The organism is Bradyrhizobium sp. SZCCHNRI1009 (assembly GCF_032487575.1).
In the GTDB taxonomy this organism is placed as follows: domain Bacteria; phylum Pseudomonadota; class Alphaproteobacteria; order Rhizobiales; family Xanthobacteraceae; genus Bradyrhizobium.
Genome location: NZ_JAUEUL010000018.1, coordinates 39,700 through 61,135 on the forward strand (window position 1 = coordinate 39,700; position 21,436 = coordinate 61,135).

22 protein-coding genes are annotated in these 21,436 nt (G+C 67.5%); 6 read left to right on the forward strand and 16 right to left on the reverse strand.

Annotated elements, in window-relative coordinates:
- Window positions 1–107: 107 nt before the first annotated feature.
- From QX010_RS25055 to QX010_RS25075, 5 genes are all read right to left on the reverse strand, one after another.
- The gene (locus tag QX010_RS25055) at window positions 108–515 is read right to left on the reverse strand and encodes a hypothetical protein (protein ID WP_316182530.1); all 408 of its coding nucleotides are present in this window, start codon (window positions 513–515) and stop codon (window positions 108–110) included.
- Entirely contained in the window at window positions 512–799 is a 288-nt protein-coding gene (locus QX010_RS25060; protein ID WP_316182532.1) for a DUF3303 domain-containing protein, read from the reverse strand. Before QX010_RS25060 ends, QX010_RS25055 begins: the two co-directional genes overlap by 4 nt.
- Window positions 800–915: 116 nt before the next feature.
- Window positions 916–2,334, reverse strand: a complete 1,419-nt coding sequence (locus tag QX010_RS25065) for a TolC family outer membrane protein (RefSeq protein WP_316182533.1) — start codon at window positions 2,332–2,334, stop codon at window positions 916–918.
- Window positions 2,335–2,583: 249 nt separating this feature from the next.
- A complete protein-coding gene (locus tag QX010_RS25070) occupies window positions 2,584–3,363 on the reverse strand; it encodes an enoyl-CoA hydratase (RefSeq protein ID WP_315804244.1) in 780 nt (259 codons plus the stop codon).
- Between the two features lie 96 nt (window positions 3,364–3,459).
- Window positions 3,460–3,849: a hypothetical protein gene (locus tag QX010_RS25075; RefSeq protein WP_315804243.1), complete on the reverse strand. Its 390-nt coding sequence runs from the start codon at window positions 3,847–3,849 to the stop codon at window positions 3,460–3,462.
- 361 nt (window positions 3,850–4,210) lie between these two features.
- Between QX010_RS25075 and QX010_RS25080 the strand changes: the two genes are divergently transcribed.
- Window positions 4,211–4,756, forward strand: coding sequence for a sigma-70 family RNA polymerase sigma factor (locus QX010_RS25080; protein WP_316182535.1), 546 nt, complete (start codon window positions 4,211–4,213; stop codon window positions 4,754–4,756).
- Between the two features lie 2 nt (window positions 4,757–4,758).
- Entirely contained in the window at window positions 4,759–5,397 is a 639-nt protein-coding gene (locus tag QX010_RS25085) for a DUF1109 domain-containing protein (protein WP_315804241.1), read from the forward strand.
- A 5-nt stretch (window positions 5,398–5,402) separates the two neighbouring features.
- Here QX010_RS25085 and QX010_RS25090 read toward each other — a convergent pair whose 3' ends face one another.
- Window positions 5,403–6,512, reverse strand: a complete 1,110-nt coding sequence (locus QX010_RS25090) for a DUF2336 domain-containing protein (RefSeq protein WP_316182537.1) — start codon at window positions 6,510–6,512, stop codon at window positions 5,403–5,405.
- Entirely contained in the window at window positions 6,509–7,672 is a 1,164-nt protein-coding gene (locus tag QX010_RS25095) for a GGDEF domain-containing protein (protein WP_315804239.1), read from the reverse strand. Before QX010_RS25095 ends, QX010_RS25090 begins: the two co-directional genes overlap by 4 nt.
- 322 nt (window positions 7,673–7,994) lie before the next feature.
- Here QX010_RS25095 and QX010_RS25100 point away from each other — a divergent pair, with 322 nt between their 5' ends.
- The 4 genes from QX010_RS25100 to QX010_RS25115 all read left to right on the forward strand — a co-directional run bounded on the left by QX010_RS25100 (window position 7,995) and on the right by QX010_RS25115 (window position 12,157).
- On the forward strand, window positions 7,995–8,564 hold the full coding sequence (locus QX010_RS25100; RefSeq protein WP_008961196.1) for a sigma-70 family RNA polymerase sigma factor: 570 nt from the start codon (window positions 7,995–7,997) through the stop codon (window positions 8,562–8,564).
- The gene (locus tag QX010_RS25105; protein WP_316182539.1) at window positions 8,561–9,400 is read left to right on the forward strand and encodes a hypothetical protein; all 840 of its coding nucleotides are present in this window, start codon (window positions 8,561–8,563) and stop codon (window positions 9,398–9,400) included. The genes QX010_RS25100 and QX010_RS25105 overlap by 4 nt, the downstream gene beginning before the upstream one ends.
- A gap of 33 nt (window positions 9,401–9,433) precedes the next feature.
- Window positions 9,434–11,071 (forward strand): S8 family serine peptidase, encoded by a 1,638-nt coding sequence (locus tag QX010_RS25110; protein WP_316182540.1) that lies wholly within the window; start codon window positions 9,434–9,436, stop codon window positions 11,069–11,071.
- A 486-nt stretch (window positions 11,072–11,557) separates the two neighbouring features.
- Window positions 11,558–12,157 carry a TIGR03809 family protein gene (locus tag QX010_RS25115; RefSeq protein WP_316182542.1) on the forward strand — a complete coding sequence of 200 codons (600 nt, stop codon included), beginning with the start codon at window positions 11,558–11,560 and terminating at the stop codon, window positions 12,155–12,157.
- Window positions 12,158–12,161: 4 nt separating this feature from the next.
- Here QX010_RS25115 and QX010_RS25120 read toward each other — a convergent pair whose 3' ends face one another.
- The 9 genes from QX010_RS25120 to QX010_RS25160 all read right to left on the reverse strand — a co-directional run bounded on the left by QX010_RS25120 (window position 12,162) and on the right by QX010_RS25160 (window position 21,394).
- A complete protein-coding gene (locus QX010_RS25120; RefSeq protein WP_316182544.1) occupies window positions 12,162–13,535 on the reverse strand; it encodes a TIGR03808 family TAT-translocated repetitive protein in 1,374 nt (457 codons plus the stop codon).
- 111 nt (window positions 13,536–13,646) lie between these two features.
- Window positions 13,647–14,297, reverse strand: coding sequence for a pyroglutamyl-peptidase I (locus QX010_RS25125; RefSeq protein ID WP_316182545.1), 651 nt, complete (start codon window positions 14,295–14,297; stop codon window positions 13,647–13,649).
- Window positions 14,294–15,277: a methylmalonyl Co-A mutase-associated GTPase MeaB gene (gene meaB, locus QX010_RS25130; protein ID WP_316182547.1), complete on the reverse strand. Its 984-nt coding sequence runs from the start codon at window positions 15,275–15,277 to the stop codon at window positions 14,294–14,296. Before meaB ends, QX010_RS25125 begins: the two co-directional genes overlap by 4 nt.
- Before the next feature lies 1 nt (window position 15,278).
- Window positions 15,279–15,620 carry a DUF86 domain-containing protein gene (locus QX010_RS25135; protein WP_316182548.1) on the reverse strand — a complete coding sequence of 114 codons (342 nt, stop codon included), beginning with the start codon at window positions 15,618–15,620 and terminating at the stop codon, window positions 15,279–15,281.
- 1 nt (window position 15,621) lies between these two features.
- On the reverse strand, window positions 15,622–15,936 hold the full coding sequence (locus QX010_RS25140) for a nucleotidyltransferase family protein (RefSeq protein WP_315804232.1): 315 nt from the start codon (window positions 15,934–15,936) through the stop codon (window positions 15,622–15,624).
- A gap of 50 nt (window positions 15,937–15,986) precedes the next feature.
- On the reverse strand, window positions 15,987–16,763 hold the full coding sequence (locus tag QX010_RS25145; protein WP_316182550.1) for an RsiV family protein: 777 nt from the start codon (window positions 16,761–16,763) through the stop codon (window positions 15,987–15,989).
- A gap of 125 nt (window positions 16,764–16,888) precedes the next feature.
- The gene (gene scpA, locus QX010_RS25150) at window positions 16,889–19,045 is read right to left on the reverse strand and encodes a methylmalonyl-CoA mutase (RefSeq protein ID WP_316182552.1); all 2,157 of its coding nucleotides are present in this window, start codon (window positions 19,043–19,045) and stop codon (window positions 16,889–16,891) included.
- 19 nt (window positions 19,046–19,064) lie between these two features.
- Window positions 19,065–19,529, reverse strand: coding sequence for a GFA family protein (locus QX010_RS25155; RefSeq protein ID WP_316182554.1), 465 nt, complete (start codon window positions 19,527–19,529; stop codon window positions 19,065–19,067).
- A 2-nt stretch (window positions 19,530–19,531) separates the two neighbouring features.
- Window positions 19,532–21,394 carry a methylmalonyl-CoA mutase family protein gene (locus tag QX010_RS25160; RefSeq protein WP_316182555.1) on the reverse strand — a complete coding sequence of 621 codons (1,863 nt, stop codon included), beginning with the start codon at window positions 21,392–21,394 and terminating at the stop codon, window positions 19,532–19,534.
- Window positions 21,395–21,436: the final 42 nt, after the last annotated feature.

Consider the following 21,436-nt stretch of genomic DNA (forward strand, 5'->3'; position numbering starts at 1 on the left):
GCTAGCCGACAAGATGCGGCGAAATCGCCTCGGCGTCTGACGTTCGCGCGAGACGCAGTGTAGGCCATCGCAGCTCGCCGCAGCAATGAACGACTCTGTCGCCGTGCCTAGAAGATTCGCAGCGGCCGCCACCAGACGAGGCTCGGCGCGAACAAGGCCACAGCGAGCGCAAATGCGCCCCCGGCAATACAGATCGTGACGATGGCGCGCGGCGACAGGCCGCGGGCCTGCGGCAGGAATGTGAGCGCCCGGACGATCGCTCCGGTGATGAAGCCCGCTCTAGCGATCGGCAGCATCGGGATGTCGAGCAGATCTTCGAGCGTACACGCGCGGCTGCAGCTGCCTTGCTCCAGCGTCCACCATTCTCGCAGGCCGCCGATCATTGTCGCCAGCGCGAGCGGCAGCGTTGCCGCCAGCAGCGCCCGCCACGATGGCATTAGCACCGCGATCGCATAGGAGATCAGGCAGACGGCGAGCATCTGCGTCAGGACGTCGAGCATCGTCGCGCGACTCAACTCTCATCCAGGAACGGCGCCACCACCTCGCGCGTCTCCGCGCTGGTGACCACCGGGACGATCTCGAACGTCATGCCGGTGTCGCGGGCGTTGGACAGGATCCATTGCTGCAGCAGGCGGGCGTCGTTGCATTCCATCAGTTGGAAGCAGCGGTCGAAATTCGGCTCGATCCAGCTGCCGAGATATTTCAAGCCGTCGGGAAAGGTGATGCCGGGGTCGCGAACGCGACGGTAGACGGGAATCGGATCGCGGTCCTTGAAACGCTCGATCACCATGAACAGCATGCGCGCCTCCGCCTGGGTCCGGCGCAGAGTGTGGACGGAATCGAGCAGGTGTTCCAGGTCTCGCGCGTGGCCTCGCGGTCCGAAAGACCGGCTGCGGCACCGGCGGTGAGGGAGCTCTACTGTCCCGACGGCGTGCGCAGGCCGTGCCAGGCGTCGCGCACCTGATGGTAGTGAACCTCGGGCAGATAGTCCGGCGTATTCAGATTGAGGTTCTTGACGTCGAGCCGGCCGACCGCGCTGAGCAGCGTGTAGGAGGCGATGACGCGGTCGCGCTGCGCGCCGATCAGCCGCGCCTTGGCCTGGATCAGATCGGCCTGCGAGTTGAGCACGTCGACGGTGGTGCGCTGGCCGCCCTGGGCCTCGCGCGAGACGCCCTGCAGCGCGACGGTGGCGGCCTTCACCTCGGCCTCTGAGGCGCTGACGGCGACCTTGGCGCCTTCATTGGCGACCCAGGCGCTGACCGCCGCGGTGCGGGCCTGGTTGCGGACCTGGTCGAGCACGAGGCGGCTCTGCGCCGCGAGCTCCTTGCTCTGGCGGGTCTGCGACGCGGCGGTGCCGCCGTCATAGATCGGCGCGGTGACGCTGCCGACGATCGAGGCCTGGTCGGTGCCGAAGGTGCCGAGCGTCTGATCCGAATCGCGGCTGCGGCTGACATTGCCTTGCAGGGTCACGGTCGGCAGCAGCGCGCCCTCGGCGACCTTGATCGAGGTCGAGGCCACGTCGACGTCGAAGCTCGCCGCAGCCACCGCCGGATTTTCCTTGTTGCCAAGCGCAATCGCGTCCTCGCGGCTGCGCGGCAGCAGGCGATCGATCGGGTCGGCCGTGCGCAGCTGGCCCGGCGCCATGCCGATGACCTGGGCATAGGTCGCCTGGCTGATGGCGAGGTTGACCTCGGCGGCGTTGAGGTCGGACTGGCCGCGCGCCAGCCGCGCCTCGGCCTGCGAGGCGTCGGTCGGCGTGACGTCGCCGGCATTGAGGCGGCGCTGCGTGACGGAGAGCGTCTCGCGCAGGAAGGCGACGTTGGAGCGCTGCGCCTCGACCAGCGACTGGTTGGCGAGCACGTTGGTGTAGGCCGTGACGGCGTCGAGCAGCACGCCCTGACCGACATTGCGCAGCGCCTCGCGGCCCGACTGCACCTGCAACTCGGCCATGCGCACGCTGTTGGCGGTGCGGAAGCCGTTGAACAGCGTCTGCGTCACGGTCACGCCGATGGTCCAGGGCTTCAATGTCGCGGTCTGGATCGTGTTGCCGGGCAGCAGATTGCGCACGGCCTGCAGGCCGGCACCGAGGCTCGCGATCAGTTGCGGGCGATAGCCGGCGAGCGCCTGCGGCACGTTCTCGTCGGTGGCGCGCTGGCGCGCGCGCTCGGCGTTCAGCGCCGGGTTGGTCTGATAGGCTTTGACGAGCGCGGCCGCGAGATCCTCGGCGCGCGCGGGCGAGCAGGCGACGACAAAGCCGGCGGCCACGGTCAGGCCGAGGCCGAACCGCCGCGCATGCACCTTGCCGACGCCAAATTGTTTGGCTCGACCCACCATCCGACTCCGCCGCGTCTCACTGTCTTAACCAGTTGTTTACCTGTTTAGGGCGGATGGCGGCCACACACAAACCGCGGATGTGGAATCCGGCGGGCTTTTCCATGATTTGTTGTGGCGTGCTCGCCACAGACCGTTTGTCGCAGTGCTGCGACATGGCCGCGCAAATACGCGCTTGGTAAGCGGGTGAGGTGCACCCGCCGACGCGAGAGGCCGAGCGATTCGTTCAGCTGCGAGTGACCCGCAGCCATCTCACCGGTTCTTATTCACCGGCTTGCGCTTCTCGATGAACGCGGCCATGCCCTCGGCGCGGTCTTCCAGCGCGAAGGTGGCGTGGAACAGGTTGCGCTCGACATTCATGCCTTCGGACAGCGGGGTCTCGAAGGCGCGGTTGACGGCCTCCTTGGCCATCGCCGCTGCCGGGCGCGACATCGATGCGATCTTCTCCGCCGCGGCCATCACCTCGTCCATCAATTTGTCGGCCGGCACGATGCGGCTGACGAGGCCGGAGCGTTCGGCCTCGGCCGCATCCATCATGCGGCCGGTGAGGCAGAGGTCCATCGCCTTGGCCTTGCCGATCGCGCGCGTCAGGCGCTGGGTGCCGCCAATGCCCGGGATGGTGCCGAGCGTGATCTCGGGCTGGCCGAATTTGGCGGTGTCGGCGGCGATGATGAAGTCGCACATCATCGCGAGCTCGCAGCCGCCGCCGAGCGCATAGCCCGAAACCGCAGCGATCGTCGGCTTGCGGCAGCGCGCGACGCGGTCGCCGCCGATCGCGGTGAAGTCGCTCGAGAACATGTCGATGAAGCTCTTGGGCTGCATCTCCTTGATGTCGGCGCCGGCGGCGAACGCCTTCTCGCTGCCGGTGATCACGATGCAGCCGATGGCGTCGTCGGCCTCGAGATCGTCGACGGCTGCGGCGATCTCGCGGAAGACGCCGAACGACAGCGCGTTGAGCATCTTCGGCCGGTTCAGGGTGATGATTCCGACCGCGCCCTTGCCCTCGACGATGATGTGCTCGTAAACGCTCATGATCCCACCCCGCAAATCAAAACAGCGGGCAATGTGCCCGCTGGATCGCTACGCATCAAGTAGGTGCGGCAAGTAGGTGCGGCGCCGCGTGGCGCCTCAGATCATGAACATCCGCGCCGCCGAGCCCAGGGTGAGCAGGGTGCCGCAGGCGATGAAGATCTTGCCGATGATCGAGGCCTTGTCCCAGCCCGAGCTGTCGTCATTGCTGACCGTGACCATGTTCACGGTGACGTCCGAGGCGGCCGGCGCATCGCTCGGCGCGGCGTCGGCCGATTCCGCCGCAGGCGCGGCCTGAGCCTGGGCCTCGGCCGGCATCGGCGCCGGGAATCCGTCCTGCTTCGCCGCCGGGGCGCTCTCGGCCCCCACCGGCAGGAACGGACTGTAGCTCTGCTGTTCGGCCGCGCGCGCCAATCCAGTGCCAACGAGGCCCAGAACGAACGCGGCGGCAATGATCAATGCTGAACGTCCACTGGCTTGGATCGTCATCGTCGGCTTCTCCCCATCCCGCCAGCCCAAGCCGGAGTGAGACCCCGACAGATGTCGAGAACGGGGCAGAAAATGGGTATCTTCCTGCCGCTCACGGCAAAAGCTGGGCGGCGCCGCAGTTTGCGACGTGGCCCATCAAACCTGATCATGCACTCCACGATTCGGTGCTATGGAGCGCTCCAAGGAACTGTTCCAAGGAGCGGTTCCAAGGAGCGGTTCCAAGACTTGCCCGGTGGCGTGCTCTCGGTGTGGCGTAACTCGGATGCTTCCGAGGCCAATGTCCGCATCACGAATTAGTGATCGGGATGCCGCGAGAGTAACAAACCGACGAATCGGGCGAATTGCTGGGGGTGGAGCGGAGTTGCGCGAGCGTGACGACGAGTGGACGGGCTGGATGCGCCAGGCCGTCGCCGGTGACGACGGGGCCTATCATCGCCTGCTGAGGGCGGTCACGCCGGTGTTGCGCGCAGCATCACGGCGCGGGCTGGCGCGCGCCGGCCAGCCCCCCGACCAAGCCGAGGACATCGTGCAGGAAATTCTGTTGGCGGTTCATCTCAAGCGGCACACCTGGGACGTCGATGCGCCGTTCGCGCCCTGGCTGTTCGCGATCGCGCGCAACAAGCTGATCGACATGCTGCGCCGGCGCGGCCGCCGGGTGTTCGTCGACATCGACGATTTCTCGGAGACGCTGGCCGACGAGCCGCCGGCGCCCACCGTCTCGGCCGGCGAGGTCGAGGCGCAGCTGAAGACGTTGCCGCAGCGTCAGCGCGACGTGCTGCAGTCGATCGCGGTCGAGGCTGCCTCGATCAAGCAGACCGCGGAAAAGTTTTCGATGAGCGAGGGCGCGGTGCGGGTGGCGCTGCACCGGGCACTCGCAAGCCTCACGGCCAAGCTACGGGATACCTGACCATGGACACCGATCAGCTCATCCGGACCCTCGCGGCCGACAATGCGCAACGCGCGCAGCCGGTCGGCATCGTGCTGGCGCTGGCCCTGATGGCGGCGACGCCGGTCTCGACCGCGATGCTGCTCATCGGCCTCGGCGTGCGGCCGGACATCTGGCTCGCGGTGCGCAATCCGTTCTTCGACCTGAAGTTCGTCGTCACCACGGCGCTGGCGATCCCGGCGCTGATCATCAGCCTGCATCTGTCGCGCCCCGAGGCCTCGCTGCAGGGCTGGAGCTGGCTCCTGATCGCGCCGATCGTGGTCCTCGTCGGCGGCATGGCGGCGGAGATGATGCTGCCGCAGCGCACGCCGATGATGGCGCGGCTGGTCGGCCACAATTCGATGGTGTGCATGAGCGCCATCCCCGTGCTGTCGCTGCCGCTGCTGGGCGCGGCGCTGTTCGGCCTGCGCCATGGCGCGCCGTCGCGTCCGGCGATGACCGGCGCGATCGCCGGGCTGGTCTCGGCGGGCATGGCGGCGACGCTCTATGCCGCGCATTGCACCGACGATTCGCCGCTGTTCGTGGCCACCTGGTACACGGTGGCGGCGCTGATCGTGGCCGGGCTCGGCGCGCTCATCGGCGCGAGGGTGCTGCGCTATTGAGCGCGCTACGCCTGCACCGGCGTCGCGGCGTCCTGCACGCGATGGAAGCGCAGCACCTGCTGCGCGGTGGACCGCCGGAGCCGTTCATAGGTGGCCTTGCAGGCGTCGAGATCGGCGATCGCGGTGGTGGCGAGCTCATCGCGCATCAGGATGATCGACTTCACCGTCGGCCATGACAGGCCTGCGACCTTGGCGAGGATCATGACGCCCTCGGCGCGGCTTTCGATCATGATGCTCTCGGCGACCGCCACCGGCACGTTGGCCATGGCCGCAAGCGCCGCATTGGCCTCGTCGAACTTGCGCTGCTCGGTGAACTGCACGACGAGACGGTCGTCGAGCCGGCCCTCGGCATGCAGCGAGCGCACCAGCGCGTGCGCGATCTCGGTCTGGCTGGTCAGCGCCACCGCGCTCGATCGCGCCCGCCGGCCCGCCATGCGCACTGCCGAGGGGACCTCCTGCGCGAGCTTCGGATTTGCCGCCTCGAGCCGCGTGCGGACCGTGGCCGACGCCTTGGCGACCAGCTTCAGATAGAGGTGGCGCGGCAGATTGGGCCGCATGGCGAGGCAGGCGGCGAGGTTTTCGTCCAGCGCGGCGCGATCGACCAGCGTGTCGAGGCTGGCCTCCGAGACGTCGGCGCCGGGATTGCTGACGGTGCTGTGAACGACCTCGTCGTTGCCCCGCCTGAGCAGGATGTCGGTGACGGCGCGGCTGAGCACGCGCCGGAGCGAGATCGCGAGCAGATGCGCCTGGCTCTTGGTCTCGGCTGTGCGGATCAGCGCGGCCTCGTCGAGCCGGTCGGACTTCGACAGCACGGGACCTGCGACATCGATGGCGTCGTCATCGGCCAGCCGGTGCAGCGTCCGCGGCGGCGCCGACGCCAGCGGCGCCAGCCGCCGCGCGAGCAGGGCGCGGGCCGAGATATCGATGTGCTCGACCAGGCATTCGAACACGTCGTCGAACAGCGCGACCTGATCATCGGCGAAGTCCCTCGCGCCGTCGACGAACAGGTCCGTTACCTTGCGCAGGGTCTCGACCCGCCGGGCGACGGTGCCGTGCGCGAGCGTGTCCTCGAGCTCGTCGAGCAGGCTTTCGTTCGGGGCGGGTTTCGGGGTCATGCCGGGATGGCGCAGGCGCTGGTGACGCGATTGCGGCCCTGCGCCTTCGAGTCGTAGAGCGCACGATCGGCCCGGGCGAGCAGCGAATCGGCGGTCTCGTCGCCGCGCGGGGTGGCCACGCCGGCCGAGAACGTGACCTGCAGGCCGGTCGAAAACGCGCTCCAGTCGAGGCCGGCGATGATCTGGCGCAATCGTTCGGCGAGCCGCGCCGCGGCGTCGGCCGGCGCGCCCGGCAGCACCAGCAGGAATTCCTCGCCGCCGTAGCGGCCGAAGCGGTCGCTGCCGCGAATGTTGGCGAAGATGGTGATGGCGAAGGTGCGCAGCACATCGTCGCCGGTCGGATGGCCATGCGTGTCGTTGATGCGTTTGAACCAGTCGAGATCGATCAGCACCACCGAGCAAGGCTGGCCGCCCTGCTGCGCCTGCGCCATCTCCTCGTCCAGCACATGCATGATCGAGTGCCGGTTCAGCGCGCCGGTGAGCTCGTCGAGCTCGGCCAGCTCCTCGATGCGGCGATAGGCTTCCTTGAGCTTCTGTCCGCGCTGGTACAGCGTCTCGCGCAGCGCGCTGGAGAAGATGCCGAGGAACATGCAGCAGGCGATGGTGAGCAGGAAGACCAGCAGCGTCGCGAGCCGCTCGAGGCCGCTGCCGTGCGGCATGCCGAGCGGCTTGTCGGTGAGCAGGAACAATCCCGCCAGGCCGATCGCGAGGAACGTCCAGCAGATCGCGCTCTGGCGCGGCGTCGCCCGCAGCGAGGCAAAGGCGACGACGATGTACAGCGTGCATAGGAACAGGATGCTGACTTCGGGCGCGATGTAGCAGAACGCGACCGTGAGCATCATGCTGGCGAGCGATTGCGGCACCACGAGGTAGTGGTCGCGGAAACGGTCGTTGAAACCGCTCTCCGACAGGACGGTCCACAGCGCGACGGTGAGAATGCCGATCGCTGCGTAGGCTGGCGCGATCGTGACCGGGACGGTTCCCGCCTGGGCGTAGATCAGCAGGATGACGGCATCGATCAGGTAGCATCCGGCGACCAGCGCCAGCATCTGCCGGCGCCGTCCGGCTCGACGCGCGCGCAGGTCGCTGGACGGAGACGGCTGCGCGTCCCCGGCCTCAGCGATATCAGGACTGGGAAAAGGCGGTGCCGTCGTGCCCATGTGCTCGCGATTCTTCGTCGTTGGCTTAATATCTACGTGGGAAAGCATTTAACTTTGGTATCTATGGGCATGGACGAAGAGGCCGCCGCCGTGGTGCTGCGACCGGGAATCTACGGCTTTCAGGGCGGGTAGTTGGCGGGAACGGGCGGAACATGGTAGGCGGGAACCCGCTGGTCGCGATCGACCTGGGCGCTGCAGCGAAATCTGCAAGTCTGTGCGCCAACTCACATTTCGGGACGTATCTTTCCGGTATTTTGAAGATTTTTGCGGTTGTGTTCGAACCGCGACGTCAATCCTCCAGACCAATCTTGCGAGACGGCCATTGAGCGTGACAGCAGCGGCGTCAGATGAAACCCTGATTGCCCGGATCGCTCAAGGCGACCGGCTCGCCATGCAGGTGCTGTACGGACGGCACCATGTCAGGGTGTACCGTTTCGGGCTCCGGCTCGTGCGGGACGAGCAGGTCGCGGAAGACCTCATCAGCGAGGTCTTTCTCGACGTGTGGCGTCAGGCCGGCAAGTTCGAAGGCCGTTCTGCCGTCTCCACCTGGCTCCTGGCGATCACGCGGTTCAAGGCCCTGTCGGCACTTCGGCGCCGGAAGGACGTTGAGCTGGAAGACGAGGCCGCGAACGCGATCGAGGATACGTCCGACGATCCGGAGGTCGCGGTCCAGAAGAAGAATACCGGCGAAGCCTTGCGCAAGTGCCTGACGGCGCTTTCGCCTGATCACCGGGAGATCGTCGATCTCGTCTACTACCACGAGAAGTCCGTGGAGGAGGTGGCCGAGATCGTCGGAATTCCGGAGAACACCGTCAAGACGCGCCTGTTCTATGCGCGCAAGAAATTGGCCGAACTCCTGAAAGCGGCCGGCATTGAGAGAGGCTGGCCATGATGGCTTTGAGCAAGATGCTGGAGCAAGAGCCCGGAGAGATCGAACTCCTGCTGCCGTGGTATGCCGCCGGCACGCTGAATGCGCGCGACATGCGCCGGGTCGAGGAGGCTCTCGCCAACGATGCCGATCTCGCCAGGCAGTATGCGGAAATCCAGAAGGAATATGCCGAGACCATCGCGCTGAACGAAAGCCTCGGCGCGCCGTCGATGCGTGCGATGCAGAAGCTGTTCGCGGCGATCGAGGCGGATCCGGTGCAGAAGCCTGCCGCGCCGCGCGGCTTCAGCGCGCGGCTGATGGATTTCTTCGACAGCCTGTCGCCGCGGACCTTGGCGTGGACCGTCAGCCTCGGCGCGCTGCTGGTGCTGGCGCAGGCCGGCGTGATCGGCGCCGTGCTGATGCGCTCGCAGACCGCGACCTATCAGACCGCCTCGGTCCAGGACAAGACCGCCGCGCCCGAGCCCGCGAGCAAGCCGATGGCCGCGCCGCCGCCGAGCGCCGCTGCGCCGGCCCCGGCGGAGCGGGCGCCCGAGAGCATGACGCGGTCGCGGATGGCCGAAGCACCCGCGCCGGCCGCGCCGCTGATCCGCGGCCTTGGACCGCAGGTCGCCGGATCGACCGCGCCCGCCTATGCGCTGGTGCGGTTCACGCCGGAGGCGCGCATGGCGGACATCTCGGCGCTGCTCGACAGCTACCAGGCCTCGATCGTCGAGGGCGCCAAGGGCGGCCTGTTCAAGCTGCAACTCGGCGACCGGCCGTTGTCGAAGGCCGAGGCCGACAGCCTGATCGGCCGTCTGGCGCGGGAGAAGATCGTCAGCCTCGCGGTGGCCGCGCAATAGGCCCGCGCCGTCCGAAATTCATTCGGAGGCTTCATGTCGTCGAGTTCGCCGCTACGCTTCGCCAGATCGGTTGCGATGCTGATCGTCGTCACAATGCCTGCTTTCGCAGGTGGCGACCTCAGTGCCCATGCCCAGGCGATGATGCGTTCGCCCACCATCAACATCCCGAGCCGGGTGCCGAGCATCAACCCGGGCACCGCGCTGCGCGCGCCGCCGCCGACCGGGATGGCGCCGCGCCCGGCCTTGCCCAATGCGCGATTTGCACCGAACCTGCAGGCGTCCTGCAACCCGGCGGATCGCAGCGTCTCGGGCGAATGTCTCGACCACCCGTCGGTGACGGGGGATGGGCAGGGTCGGCGAGCCCAGGGAAAATTGGACAAGGGCAGCTCCGCCAGGGTGACGCAGCGGCGCGAGCCGAAGGTTGCGGCCGCGGTCGATCTACGGACCATCGCCAACGAGATCGTCGCCGAAATCGATGACTCTCTCTCGACCGACCAGGCCGATGCGCTGGCGCGTCGCCATGGCCTGCAGCGCATCAGCTCGCAGCGCTTTCCGCTGATCGGCGCCACCATCGGTCTGTTCAGGATCACCGATCGCCGCTCGGTGCAGGCGGTCAGCCGTGCGCTCGCGGCAGATGCCAGGGTGCGTTCGGTGCAGCCGAACTATCGCTATACGCTGCAGCAGCAGAGCGCAGCACCCGTCGAGGGCGATCCGGCGCAATACGCGCTGGCGAAGCTGCGGCTGCCGGAAGCGCACAGGCTGGCCCAGGGCTCCAATGTCACCATCGCAGTGATCGATTCTGGGGTCGATCTCAGGCACCCGGAATTCGCCGACGCGTCGTTCGACGTGTTCGACGCGCTCGGCGGCGACGAGGGGCCGGATGTGCATGGCACCGGCATCGCCGGCGTGATCGTATCGCACAAGCGGTTGATGGGCAGCGCGCCCTATGCGCGGATCATCGCCATCCGTGCGTTCGGCGTCGGCAAGAAGGGCGGCGGGCCGGAAAGCAGCTCCTATGTAATCCTGAAGGCGCTGGACTACGCGGCCCTGCACGGCGCCCAGATCGTCAACATGAGCTTCGCCGGCCCGAAGGATGCGGTGATCGAGCGCGCGATCGCGGCCGTCGCTGCCAAGGGCGTCGTGATGGTCGCGGCCGCCGGCAATGCCGGCGCCAAGTCGCCGCCGCTCTATCCCGCGGGCAATCCAAACGTCATCGCCGTCAGCGCCACCGACGACAGGGACCAGCTGCTGCCGGCGTCGAACCGCGGCAACTACATCGCGCTGGCCGCGCCCGGCGCCGGGATATTCCTGCCGGCGCCCGACGGAAAATATCAGATCATCTCCGGCACCTCGTTTTCCGCGGCCTATGTCAGCGGGCTTGCGGCTCTGGTGCTGGAGCGCAATCCGGCGCTGAAGCCCGAGACGGTGCGGACCGTGCTGACGCGCACAGCGCGCGATCTCGGCACGCCCGGACGTGACGATCTGTTCGGAGCAGGGGAGGCGGATGCCCTCGCGGCGGTCCAGGCCGTGGTCCCGCCGCAGGATGCGCCTGCTGCTGCTGTGCCGTCCGCGGGGCTGCAAGCGGAGCCGGCACCGGCCCGCGAGTTGCGCCCGGCCGCAGTGACGGAGGCATCTCCAGCCGGCGCCGCGCTCCGGCCCGCGCAGCAATGACGCCAACGTTTTCGTGAACGTTCCGAAATTCTCCCGCTCGCTTTGAACGTGCAGCGGGGCGGTCACGACAGAAAGCATGTGGGAGCGGTGATCCCCTCCCCAAGGCTATATACGGCGCGAGCGCCCATCCACCCCAAGCGCCCATATGGCTCGACCCGTCCGGTTGTCCCCCCGGACGGGTCTTTCATTTTGGGCGAAGTCGAAGCCCGGCAACGTCGATATCCGGCAGTGTCTCGCGCCCCTGAGGGGAACATCTTTGGGTTGTTTAGGGATGCCGTTGGTCGCGTTCGTGTTGCCGCGCCTGGCCGATGCCCGAAAAAACACGGACAAAATTTCCGCACGACTACGGTTTGGCCGCCAAACAACATGGCATTAGCTAGACTTTGTTAACCTTTTCCACAAAATATTCACGTCACGTTGCGTTGATTCGTGCCGAGTGCGTCCGTCCCATTTTCTGCGGGCTCCCCTATGACACATCGACCGGACGTGGCTTGCAGCCGCGAACTGGCTGCGCGCTGGTGCGCGCTTGCCGAACGGCGCCTCGACCATCTCACCGAGCTGTTCGATAGCGGCCGCTGGCGCCGCTACTACACCGAGCAGTCGTTTCTCGACGATCTCCGGCACGCCAAGGCTGCGGTGCAGACCTGGCAGGCCCTGTCCCGCGCCGAACCCGAGAGGGTGAGCATCGTGCCGAGTCAGAGGCCGGCCCCGGTGTTGGCCGCGCCACCGGCTCCCGTGCGCCTCGCCGAGCCGGAGCCGATCGCGCGCCACGTCCATCCGCACGAGCACCGGCCGATCGCTCTGCCGCGCTCGCTCGAAACCATCCTCGCGGCGTCCGAGATCATCGTCGAGTCCGAGGTCGAACTCGGCACAGAGGATCTGGAGCCCCATGAGGTTGTCGAACCGGACCATGTCGCCGCAGACGACCTCGCCGCGGAACTGACCCTCGCGGCGCCGCGCATCGACATGTCGGCGCTGGAGCAGGCCTTGAGCATCGGCATCGAATCCGATGCGGAGTATGACGAGCCCGTTGTCGATCTCGACGCCATCGAGCGCCGCTATCCGGCGCTGGCGGTCGCGTACTAGTTTCTCATCGTGTGACGGCGTTGCCGTTGACGGTCAGCTGCGCAAAGCGCTGCGCGCCGTCCTGCGTCAGGTCCGAGGTGACCGGCTTGATGTGATCGAGCCCGATGACGGCGCCGCGCGGCGTGCCGGAGATCATGTTGTTGCTGACCATGGCCGTGCCCGCGCCTGGGACGACCGACACGCCGACGCCCGCCAGCGCATTGCGAATGACGTTGCCCGAGATCACGACGTCACGGAGATAGCGGCCCCAGCCGGCGACGATGCCGTAGGACGGGGCGTTCTCGACCACGTTGCCGGTCACCGCGGAGTCCGCCTCGACATAGATGCCGATGCCGGCATCGTCGTCAGGTGCTGTGCCGATCGGCCGCTTCGAGATGAGGTTGCGGATGATGTTGCCCTGGACCACGGCGATGCGGCCGCCTTCGTTGAAGTTGCAGACGGAGACGCCGAAGGCGGCGCCGTCCACCGTATTACCCGAAATCACGGCACCTTCGAACGCGAACTCCGAGTAGAGCGCGACCTCGCGCACGTCGCTGACGCTGTTGCCGACGATCTGGATGTTCGAGGCCGAGTTGCCGCGCACCGCCGAGTAGTCGCAATTCCTGATGCGGTTGCCACTGATGATGACGTTGCCGGCGCGAAAGGCGTTGATGGCATTGCCGTACTGGCCCGAGCCGCCGGGGCCGGCCTTGATGTCCGCGATGAAGTTGTCGAGCACCATGGTGCCGTCGTCGCCGATCGCGGTGCGCAGGATCTCGATGCCGTTGTCGCGCGTGCCCTTGATGGTGTTGCGCGACACGATCAGGCCGAGGGCATCGAACGACACGATCGCGGTGACGGCGACATCGGTCAGGACGTTGCCGCTGACATCGCCGGAGACCTGCTCGAGCCAGATGCCGCTGCCGCCGGAGCGCGTGACCTCGCAGTCCTGGACCCTGACATCGTTGCCGGCTGCAACGTGAAGCAGGCCGCGCCGCTGGGGCAGGGCGATGCCGCCGCCGTCGAGCGCGATGCCGCTGATGCCGAGGCCATCGGCGCCTTCTGCCGAGAGCAGCGACGGGCCGCCGCCGGTGAACACGAGCTTCGTGGCGCCGCGGACGCCGACCAACTGGCTGCCTTTGGCGAGCCTGAGCATCGAGGTCCGGTAGGTGCCCGGCGGCAGCGCCAGCGGCGCCTGCGCCCGCGCCGCCTCGTCGATCGCGCGCTGCAGGGCACGGGTCTGGTCATCCGGGCTGTTGGGCTTGACGCCAAACTGCGTGGCGTCGCGGCCGAGCGTGGAGATCAAGGGGACAGCCTGCGCGGGCTCGCTCGGCAGCGCCAGCGCGCCGGCGGCGCCGGCCGCGGAAGCTCCGAGCAGGTTGCGGCGGTTGACGTGCATGATGTCAGGCTCGCGTTGGTCAGCTCTCGTTGCCGAGATAACGCAAAAGCGCTCACGGCCGGCTTTGGCGGACGGTCGCAGGAGCTGTTTGTTGCGGGTAGGGTTAAATCTTTACGCTTGGCCTGGATGCCGCGCCAGCTTCACCAATTCCATCAGCATCGCCTCGCCGGCATCGACCAGCGCCTCCAGCGTGATGCGCGAGCTGCCTCGTGGCAACGCCGCGCCGGCGCGCGGCAGCGGGGGAATGTGGATGAAGGCGGCGAGCCGTGGGCCACTTTCGGCCCGCGTCGCTTCGATCGCGCGCCAGCTCAGGTAGTTGCAGAGATAGCTGCCGGCATCGCGCGAAGCCCGCGCATCGATGCCGGTAGCGCGTGCCGCGCGCAGCAGTCGCGCCATGTGCGGGCCGAAGGAGATCGGATGCGCGCCCGGCACGATCAGGCCCTTGCGCGCGACGTGGCGGTCGGCATCGGGAAAGGTGGTGGTGACCGCGTTGCGGGCACGGGTCTCGATCCGCAGATAGGATGTTCGTCCCGCGAGGCCGAACATCAACAGCGCATGCGGCCGCCGCTCGGCGACCAGCGCGGGCAGCTCGCGATCGACGGTGTCGTAGGTCACGTGAAAGACGTGGCTGGTGATGTCGACGTCAGCCAGCGCCGGGCGCCGCAGCGCCGCGAGCCGTTTCACCAGCGGCATGGTCGGGTTGGACGGCGCGCCGGGAAACGGGCCGAATCCGGTGATCAGGAGGCGCAGCCGCTCGGTCAATTCAGCATCTCCGCAAGCTGCTCGGCGGCCAGCGCCGGCGCGACGCGGCCCTCGGCAACGTCGGTCTCCAGCTTCTTCACTTTCGTACGAATGGAGGGGTCGGTGCGCAGCCGGGCCATCAGGCGCTGCTCCAGCATGGTCCACATCCATTTCACCTGCTGGTCGCGGCGGCGCGCGGCGAACTCGCCGGACGCGACCATCGCCTTGCGATGACCGATCACCTTCTGCCACAGCTCGGCGATGCCCGTGCCTGATATCGCGGAGTAGGTGACGACCGGCGGATGCCAGTGCTCGGAGCGCGGGCTGAGCAGATGCAGCGCGCCGCGATAGTCGGCGGCGGTGATGTTGGCGCGCTTGATGTTGTCGCCATCGGCCTTGTTGATCGCGATCATGTCGGCGAGTTCGACCAGGCCCTTCTTGATGCCCTGCAGCTCGTCGCCGCCGCCGGGCAGCATCAGCGCAAGGAAAAAGTCGGTCATGTCGCAGACCGCGGTCTCGGACTGGCCGATGCCGACGGTCTCGACCAGGATCACGTCGAAGCCCGCAGCCTCGCACAGCAGCATCGCCTCGCGCGTCTTGGCGGCGACGCCGCCGAGCGTGCCCGACGAGGGCGAGGGGCGGATGAAGGCGTGCTCGTGATGGGACAATCGCGCCATCCGCGTCTTGTCGCCGAGGATCGAACCGCCGGTGCGCGCCGAGGACGGGTCGACCGCGAGCACCGCGACCTTGTGGCCCTGTCCGATCAGGTACATGCCGAGCGCATCGATCGTGGTCGACTTGCCGACGCCGGGCGAGCCGGTGATGCCGACGCGGATCGCGTGCCCCGTCTGCGGCAGCAGCGCCTGCACCAGCTCGCGCGCGGCGGCCTGGTGGTCGGCACGGCGGCTCTCGACCAGCGTGATCGCGCGCGCCAGCGCGGCGCGGCTGCCGGCGCGGATGGCATCGGCCAATGAGGTGGTGTCGGTGCCCCGCGAGATCATTCTACTTCAAGTCGGTGAGCTTGCCGCTGACGAACGTTGTCAAAGCCGGCAGTTCACTGGCTATGACATCCCAGACGACGGCGACGTCGGTGGTATGATAGGCATGCCGCAGCAGGTTTCCGAAGTCGATCATTTTCCGCCAGTGGATGGTCGGACTCTCGCTCTTGATGCTGTCTGGAATGCTGCGGGAGGCCTCGCAAATGATCTCGAGCAGGCGCTCGGTTGCCAGGCGCAACAGGCGGTCAGAGCTGAAGGCCGCGAGATCGGTGCCGGCGACAAGCTGTTCGATTTCCGCAATGGCTTCGGCAATGTCCCGTAGCCGGTCTTCGACGGTCGGAGGCACCTCAAAACACCTCGATCAGGTCATCAGCAATTCGATCGGCGATCCGCCGCTTCAACAGCGCCCGTTGCGTGATCTGGACGCGCAGTCCGATGTCGTCCTCGATGAGGTGCTGCGCCTTGAAGTGATCGAACGCGGGAGGGAGTCCGGGGGGCGTGGTTTCCACGAGAACGTCGAGGTCGCTGTCAGGACGGGAGTCGCCGCGCGCACGCGAACCGAACAGCGACAGTCGCGTGATGCCGGCCTTTCGCAGGGCCGGCGCAAGGGCCTGCAGCCGGCCGATGATCGTCATGAGGCGAATGTCAGCGACGTCGTTCATGAGAACAGTCTAGCATATCCAGCCATCGGCTGCACGGCCGCCGGTCGGCTTCACTGGTCTTCCGCATCCCCCTTCGGCCTGGCGCCGCCGAAGATCGCCTGGCCCTCCGGTGACAGATACGGCTTCAGCGTCTCCCACGGCACGAAGGCGACGTACTGGCCTTCGGCGTAGGGGCCGACCGCATAAGGCGGGTAGTGGAAGGTCAGGCCGGAGCTCTTTCCGGCCTCCGTGGAGGGAGCGAGCGTCACGGCGCCGATCTTCAGCAGCTTCGGCTCCAGCCCCTTGAACCATTCGGCGGTCGCCGTCTCCGTGGCGTCGCGCTTCTTTTTCTCGGCCTTCAGCGACGTGATCACCGCATTCAGCATCGCCTTCATCGTGGGGCCGTTGTCGGCGGTGTCGGTGAAGAACGGGCGGATGCTGATCGGCTTGGCCGCGGCCTTGTCCCAGAGGATGGTGTTGACGTCGCTGTTGGGATGCGCGGCGCGCGTGTCCATGTAGTCGTCCCGGAGGATGCTGACGTAGCGGTCGGCGACGACCGAGCGAATGGAATATCTGCGCTCGAACGACCACTTGCCGTCGCGGAATGTTTCCGGATCCTCCTTGCGCTCCTTGGCGGCGTCAGCGGCGTTCTTGTCGATCCACTTCTTGCCGTCGGCGAGGCAGTAGGCGGCGAGCGGCGCGTCCGCCCTGATCCGGGCATCGAGCGTCACGTTGGCCTCGACCGCCTTGGTGTTGATGCTGGCGTCCGGCTTGGGATCGGCGGCGAGGACCGGGGCGGCCAGGAACAGGCCAAGCAGCGCAGCGGCGCAAAGTGTCGAACGGGTCATGGCTATCAATATCCAGCGGATGAAGATGCGTATCGCCAGGGAATGCTGAGGTTCATCTGCAAAAACGTAGCGGCGCACGATCTGACGATCGTACGCCGGAGAGCTGCGCTCGCGGATTCGAAAAACTATTCCGCTGCCTGGCTGTGGCCGAGCCGCGCGTTGAGCTTGTGGATCAGTTCCTCCGCGGCGTCGGCGATCACGGTGCCCGGCGGGAAGATCGCTTCCGCGCCGGACTTGTACAGCGCGTCGTAATCCTGCGGCGGCACCACGCCGCCGACGATGATCATGATGTCCTCGCGGCCCTGCTTCTTGAGCGCGGCCTTGAGCTCCGGCACCGCGGTGAGATGCGCGGCGGCGAGCGACGACACGCCGAGAATGTGGACGTCGTTCTCGACGGCCTGCCGCGCCGCCTCGTCGGCGGTGGCGAACAGCGGCCCGATGTCGACGTCGAAGCCGATGTCGGCGAAAGCGGACGCGATCACCTTCTGGCCGCGGTCGTGGCCGTCCTGGCCGATCTTGGCGACGAGGATGCGCGGCCGGCGGCCTTCCGCCTCCTCGAACGCCTCGATCAGCGCCTGCAGCTTCTCGGCTTTGCCGGACATGGCGGCGATCTCCCGCTTGTAGACGCCGGTGATGGACTTGATCTCGGCGCGGTGGCGGCCGAACACCTTTTCCAGCGCGTCGGATATCTCGCCGACGGTCGCCTTGGCGCGCGCGGCGTCGATCGCGAGCGCCAGCAGGTTGCCGTTGCCGTCGCCGGCCGAGCGCGTCAGCGCCGCCAGCGCCGCGTCGACCTCGGCCTGCTTGCGCTCGGACTTCAGCCGCGACAGCTTGTCGATCTGCAGCCGGCGCACGGTGGAATTGTCGACCTTGAGAACGTCGAGCGGCGGCTCGTCGGTCGGCTTGTACTTGTTGACGCCGATGACGGACTGGCGGCCGGTGTCGATCCGCGCCTGGGTCTTGGCCGAGGCCTCCTCGATGCGCAGCTTCGGCACGCCGGCCTCGATCGCCTTGGCCATGCCGCCGAGCTCCTCGATCTCCTGGATGTGGCCCCAGGCCTTCGCGGCGAGATCGCGGGTGAGACGCTCGACGTAGTACGAGCCGCCCCAGGGATCGATGATCCGGGTGGTGCCGCTCTCCTGCTGCAGGAACAATTGCGTGTTGCGGGCGATGCGCGCGGAGAAGTCGGTGGGCAGCGCCAGCGCCTCGTCGAGCGCGTTGGTGTGCAGCGACTGGGTGTGGCCCTGCGTGGCGGCCATCGCTTCGACCGCGGTGCGCACCACGTTGTTGTAGACGTCCTGCGCGGTCAGCGACCAGCCCGAGGTCTGGCTGTGCGTGCGCAGCGACAGCGAGCGCGCGTCCTTCGGATTGAACGGCTTCAGGAGCTTGGCCCACAAAAGCCGCGCGGCGCGGAGCTTGGCGACCTCCATGAAGAAGTTCATGCCGATCGCCCAGAAAAACGACAGCCGCGGCGCGAAGCGGTCGACGTCGAGGCCGGCGGCGATGCCGGCGCGCAGATATTCGACGCCGTCGGCGAGCGTGTAGGCGAGCTCGAGGTCCTGCGTCGCGCCGGCCTCCTGCATGTGATAGCCGGAGATCGAGATCGAGTTGAACTTCGGCATCCGCTGCGAGGTGAAGGCGAAGATGTCGGAGATGATCCGCATCGAGGGCGAGGGCGGATAGATGTAGGTGTTGCGCACCATGAACTCTTTCAGAATGTCGTTCTGAATGGTGCCCGACAGCTTCTCCGGCGGCACGCCTTGTTCTTCGGCGGCGACGACGAACAGCGCGAGGATCGGCAGCACCGCGCCGTTCATGGTCATCGACACGCTCATCTGGTCGAGCGGAATGCCGGCGAACAAGGTGCGCATGTCGTAGATCGAGTCGATCGCGACGCCGGCCATGCCGACGTCGCCGCCGACGCGCGGATGATCGGAATCATAGCCGCGATGGGTGGCGAGATCGAACGCGACCGACAGGCCCTTCTGGCCGGCGGCGAGGTTGCGCCGGTAGAAGGCGTTGGAATCCTCCGCCGTGGAGAAGCCGGCATATTGCCGGACGGTCCAGGGTTGGTTGACATACATCGTGGGGTAGGGGCCGCGCAGATAGGGCGCGATGCCGGGCCAGGTGTCGAGGAAGTCGATGCCGGCGAGATCGGCCTCGCCATAGGCCGGTTTCACCGGGATGCCTTCCGGCGTCAGCCACGGCTCGGCGGCGCCCGCGGGCGCGGGGGAGGCGATGGGTTCGAACGCGATGGCGCTGAAATCAGGAATGCGGCTCATGGCCTCGTGTCCTCATCGCTTAATCATGATCCGGATGCTGATGGCTGACGATACCAGCCATCTTCTCCGGTCCGTAGTTCTGCTGCGTCGTCTGGCTCGGCAGGTTGGCGATCGCGACCACCCAGCCGAGCCGGGATTCCGAGCCATATTGCCGCGTCGGCACCACCCGGTCGGGCCGGTCAAAGGTCCCGGTCATGATCTCGATGCGCGGCCCGTCGATGCGGCGAAAGCTCAGGGGCGTGCCGCACTGGCTGCAGAAGTCGCGCATCGCGATCGAGGAGGAGTGGAACGCGGCCGGCTGGCCGCGGGTCCAGGCAAAGCTCTCATTGCTGATTTCGGCGAACGACGCGAACGGCGCGCCCGACGCCTTCTGGCACATCCGACAATGGCAGATGCTAACCTTGCTCGGCGCCGACATCAGCGCGTAGCGGATCGCGCCGCATTGGCAGCCGCCGGTGAGGACGGGTTTGCTCGCCTCGGTCATGCTCACTCCAGATGCGTATAGGCGTCTTCGAGCGTCTTCAGCGCGTCGCCGCCGGCGAACACGAAGCTGCCGATGCCGGCCTCGCGCAGCGCGGCTTCCTGCTCGCCGCCGCGGCCTGCCAGATAGATATGTCGTGCGCCCGCGGCCTGTAGGGCCTTGGCGACGGGAATCGCGGCCTCGGCATAGACCTTGTCGGACGAGCAGAGGCAGGCGATGGCGGCGCCGGAGGCGCGGTAGGCATCTGCGAGCGCGGCCGGATTCGCGCCACCCTGGCCGTCGATCGCGGCGATGCCGCCGGCCTCGAAGAAGCTGCGGGCGAAAGTGGCGCGTGCGGTGAAGTCGGCGGCGGTGCCGAGATTGGCGAGGAAGACCGAGGGGCGCTGTCCCCGGCTCTTCAGCAGGGCGTCCGAGCGATCACGCAGCCTCTCGAATCCATCTGCGAGACGGATGGGCGCGAGCGCCGGGAAGGTGAGCGCGGCCTTGGCTGTTGGTTGTGGCGCCAGCGGTGCGACGGCTTCGACCGCGACGGCGGCCTCGTTGAGATTTGGAAACTCGCTGGCGCCGGTCAGCACGTCGCGGCGCCTGGCGATGTTGGCGTTCCGCGCCGTCTTGACCGCGGCGACCTTGGACTGGATCAGCCCGGCCTGCAAAGCAGCCACGACGCCGCCGGCCTTCTCGATCTCCTGGAACAGGGCCCAGGCGGTGGTGGACAACTCGCTGGTCATCGCCTCGATCCCGCCGGCGCCGGCGGCCGGATCGGCGACGCGGGCGAGATTGCTTTCCTCCAGCAGCACCAGTTGCGTGTTGCGGGCGACACGGCGCGCGAACGCGTCGGGCAGTCCGAGCGCGGCCGTGTGCGGCAGCACCGTCACCGCGTTGGCGCCGCCGAGCCCGGCCGCGAACGTCGCGATGGTGGCGCGCAGCATGTTCACGTAAGGATCGCGCCGGGTGAGCATGCGCCACGCCGTCTCGCCCGAGATGAAGAGCGGCCTCGGTGCCAGCCCGCACGCCTCCTCGACGCGTGCCCACAGCCGGCGCAGGCTGCGGAATTTCGCCAGCGTGAGGAACTGATCGGTGTCGGCGGCGAGCCGGCCATAGATCATGCCGCGCGCGGTCTCGAGCGCGATGCCTTCGGCTTCGAGCGCCCGCAGATAGGCGACACCAGAGGCGAGCACGAAGGCGAGCTCCTGCGCCTCCGATCCGCCGGCGTCGTGCACGACGCGGCCGTCGGCGGCGAAGAACGGGCCTTTGAAGCCGGCCTCGTGCAGCTGCCTGACCAGCGCGCCCGAATTGCCGCCGAGCGTCGATGCGTCATGCGTGCTTGCGCCGCGAACAGCGGCGTCCCCGATCGGATCGAGGCCGAACCGGATGTCGCAGGCCGCGGCCGCAATGCCGCGCTGCTTGACGATATCGGCGACGAGCGAGGCGGGCGAGAGCGAGTCACCGAGCTGCAATTCGATTGCAATCGCAGCATCGAGATGCACGCCGTCGAGCGCGCGCGCCACCGCGTCGGCGTTGGCGGCGAGGCCAAAGCCATGCGCGGCATTCGAGCCGGCAAACACCAGCGACAAACCGGTCGCGCCGTTCTCGAGGTCGATCAGCGCCTGCGCATTGGCCTTGGCCGGATCGGGATGATCGATGCGCTGCATGATCTGCCATGGCGCCGATGGTGCACGGCCCGCGACCGGCGCGGCATGCTTGGCGCGCGGATAGATCGGCTGGATTTCGAGCCCGTCATAGGTCTTGCCGACCAGCTTCTCGAAGGCCGCACCCTTCAGCACGCCATCGACCAGCTTGCGCCAGTCCGCCTCGCCGGCCGGAGCGAAATCGGCCGCCAGTCGCAGATCGTCGGTCTCGGTCGTCATGTCGGCACGCGTCTCCCGGGGCGTCTGTTATCGCGATTGTTG